This window comes from Erwinia sp. PPS120, from assembly GCF_047918655.1.
GTDB classification, from domain to species: domain Bacteria; phylum Pseudomonadota; class Gammaproteobacteria; order Enterobacterales; family Enterobacteriaceae; genus Erwinia; species Erwinia tasmaniensis_A.
The window spans coordinates 1-2,784 of sequence record NZ_JBLREF010000025.1 but is presented as its reverse complement, the minus strand read 5'-3'; the positions used below and the strand labels follow the sequence as shown (position 1 = coordinate 2,784).

Below are 2,784 nucleotides of genomic sequence, written 5' to 3'. Positions count from 1 at the left end.
GACGGCTTCTTGCGCCATCTGCTTTCGACGCGATGGCTTCACCACTTTTTTGCCATGGCTTCCTGAATAATTTCGGCCTTGAGACGCTCTTCAGCATACATTTTTTTGAGGCGACGGTTTTCCTCTTCCAGTTCTTTGAAGCGGGTCATCATGGAAGCATCCATCCCGCCAAAGCGTGAACGCCACTTATAGAAACTGGCGTTGCTCATGCCATGCTCGCGGCACAGTTCGGCCACCGGCGTTCCTGCCTCGGCTTGCTTCAGAATGGACATGACCTGGCTGTCAGTGAAACGTGATTTTTTCATAGAGATCTCCCCGGTTCAGACTACGAGAAAACTCTACTTATGAACACACCGGTTTTTGGGGGGATTACCGTTCATAATGTTTGTAGATTATTTGCCATATCATAAGTTAATACATTGTTTAAATTAATCATGATTTCTTTACCTTGTTATGCCGAATCTTAGGGTTGAAAAAGCGATGACTCTCTCTAACATTGTCAAAGAGAAGTGATGTATCTTTCACCCCTTCCTCGCTTTTCTGCTGAGGAATATAAATGCCAAACTTGCTGTAATGGCTTCTGGAATTACGTGCACCAAATGAAATATTTGTCTCAAAAACATTTTTTCCATTGACTGCTACCTGAATGCGCGGGTGATTTCTGTTTCAGACAATTCTGACTTTGAATTTATACCATTCTTGAGGGCAGCTAAGCGTCGCTATTTTTTTTCTTAATTCATTTCCATTCTCCGAGTTGATTGCAATATGTATATCTTTCTCATTCTTTAAGTGAAGAGATACTGGAGGCCGTCCTCGACCTCTGGTCTTCATATCACCACCGCTCTCTTTTACCTGAAAAAAAATCACATTATGTGCAGCATAACCTGCTTTCATTTGGAACTCATACATAGAGTCGGTGTTCATATTCAAATTATTTCTATGAGCAAGCTCAACTCTAAAATCACCTATGTCTTTTGAAAGTTTAAAATTTAAAACGTGCTCATTTTTTTTCCAACCCAGGAGCCGTTCTCAAAAGAGATGGATCTTTCATCTATTGCTTTTTCTATTTCTTTTTTACCGGATGGGCCTAGTTGCGTATAAGCTTCCGTATTGATGCTTATAGTGTAATTTTTTAAAGATTTTATATTTTTTTAAAGGAGGTTTTTATACTTTCTAGTTTCCGTCCACGACCATGAGAGATAGGGTCATATGACTTGTCCATGTGAGAAACTGTTACACAAAGAGCGTCAGTATTTCGAATGCTTCTTATCTCTCGAGAGAGGGTGTTAAGATGCGGAGAGGCAGTATCTACAGTATGTATTGGCTGATTTAAAGTTTGGGATAAAGAATAATTACTCAAGACTGATAACATCATTTCCTCCTTGTCATGATAGCTGGTGATTTGTTTGACTTTTTATGGTTAAATATTTTTTCTCAAGCTGTTTTAATAATACCAAATTATTCTAAAATACATTAAATAATAACTAATTAAAATAGAGAATACTCTAAATTTTTCATTTTGCAATGTTAGGGTATACCCAAAACAGTCAATCCGGCGAGACAGGTTTTCTGTCTCATTTGGGCTGTTTTTATCTCATTCTGGTGTTACGTTTTCATCATCATCCAGAATTAAACGAGACAGTTTTCATCATTATGGCTATGCCCGTGTTTCAACCAGTGATTGGGATCTTATCCTGCAGACACAAATTCTCCGCGCTGCCGGTTTTGAAATCATCCGTGCAGAAAAAGACAGTGGAAGCAGCCGGGCCGGAAGGAGCAAGTTGCAGCTGCTGCTGGAGTTGCTGCGCCCTGGTGATACGTTGATGGTGACCCGCGTGGACCGCCAGGCCTGCAGCATTAAGGACCTGCAGGACACAGTGTATGCACTGAATCAGCAGGGCGTAACGCTCAGGGCAACAGAACAGCCAGTGGACACGCGCTCAGCAGCAGGCAAAGCCTTCCTTGATATGCTGGGTGTTTTCGCTGAGTTTGACATCAACCTTCGCCGGGAGCCCCAGATGGAAGGCATTGCCGCGGCGAAAGCACGGGGCGTATACCGGGGAAGGGAACCTTCCATAGATCTTTACGCTGGGTAAATATCGGGGAAAACAGGCCGCTCAGGAACGGCATCAGAAAGTCCTGTACTACCGGCGGGTTAAGAAACTGCGTATCCGCGAAACCGCGGAGGCCACCGGGTACAACTGCTCTCAGATATGCCGTATCCAGGCACTTTACAGAAATAAAAATTTTTCCTGAAAGAAAAGAAAATCTAATGATGATAGATAAGGGGGACTTAACAGCCAATTACCGATACGGACGTAAGACTATGCTACCTTTAAACCCACCTTTCTCCACCTCACCAACCAGTATATCCCAGCTATCCCGGGATAGTTCAAACCCGGAAGACCAGGATATCTGGTTTGACGCTATCGACCACGTTGAAATGGAAGAGACCTGGTTTGAGGGGGCTGAAGCCTTTGCCCCCCATGAAGAGCATCATACTGACCCGTCGTCTTCTGCCGGAGAAGCGGCGGATTCCCGGGTTCCGTTCACGGACGACTGCCGCCGGGGGGGTCAGCAGTTTGTCCGTACCCTGGGAGAATACGGGGAGAGCAGAATGCTTTCTCCCTGCCTTTCTAAAGTGCTTCCCGGTGTAAGTATCCCAGCTTTAGTTCCACGCACTTTTTGAGATTTCCAGTTTCTCAGCCATCAGCCCATATTCTTCCGGCGTCAGGTTTTTCAGGGATTCATGAGGCCGCTCTCTGTTGTATTCATTCAGCCAGC

Annotated in this window: 2 protein-coding genes and 3 pseudogenes; 3 read left to right on the top strand and 2 right to left on the bottom strand. The window is 44.3% G+C overall.

From position 1 onward, the window contains the following. Positions 1–305, bottom strand: a pseudogene (locus ACLRGG_RS13900) (transposase); the annotation flags it as partial. 1,323 nt (positions 306–1,628) lie between these two features. Here ACLRGG_RS13900 and ACLRGG_RS13895 point away from each other — a divergent pair. The 3 genes and pseudogenes from ACLRGG_RS13895 to ACLRGG_RS13885 form a co-directional block, all read left to right on the top strand. Further along, a pseudogene (locus tag ACLRGG_RS13895) lies at positions 1,629–2,081 on the top strand (recombinase family protein); the annotation flags it as partial. 4 nt (positions 2,082–2,085) lie between these two features. Beyond that, positions 2,086–2,256, top strand: a pseudogene (locus tag ACLRGG_RS13890) (recombinase family protein); the annotation flags it as partial. A gap of 70 nt (positions 2,257–2,326) precedes the next feature. Continuing rightward, positions 2,327–2,689 (top strand): hypothetical protein, encoded by a 363-nt coding sequence (locus tag ACLRGG_RS13885; RefSeq protein ID WP_416250330.1) that lies wholly within the window; start codon positions 2,327–2,329, stop codon positions 2,687–2,689. Here ACLRGG_RS13885 and ACLRGG_RS13880 read toward each other — a convergent pair. Then, positions 2,669–2,784: integrase core domain-containing protein (locus tag ACLRGG_RS13880; RefSeq protein WP_416250331.1), on the bottom strand; the 116-nt coding region annotated here is incomplete at its 5' end. The genes ACLRGG_RS13885 and ACLRGG_RS13880 overlap by 21 nt on opposite strands.

Bases quoted from the DNA above. Each gene is read 5' to 3' on its own strand.
- ACLRGG_RS13885 (WP_416250330.1), top strand. From the start codon at position 2,327: ATGCTACCTTTAAACCCACCTTTCTCCACCTCACCAACCAGTATATCC.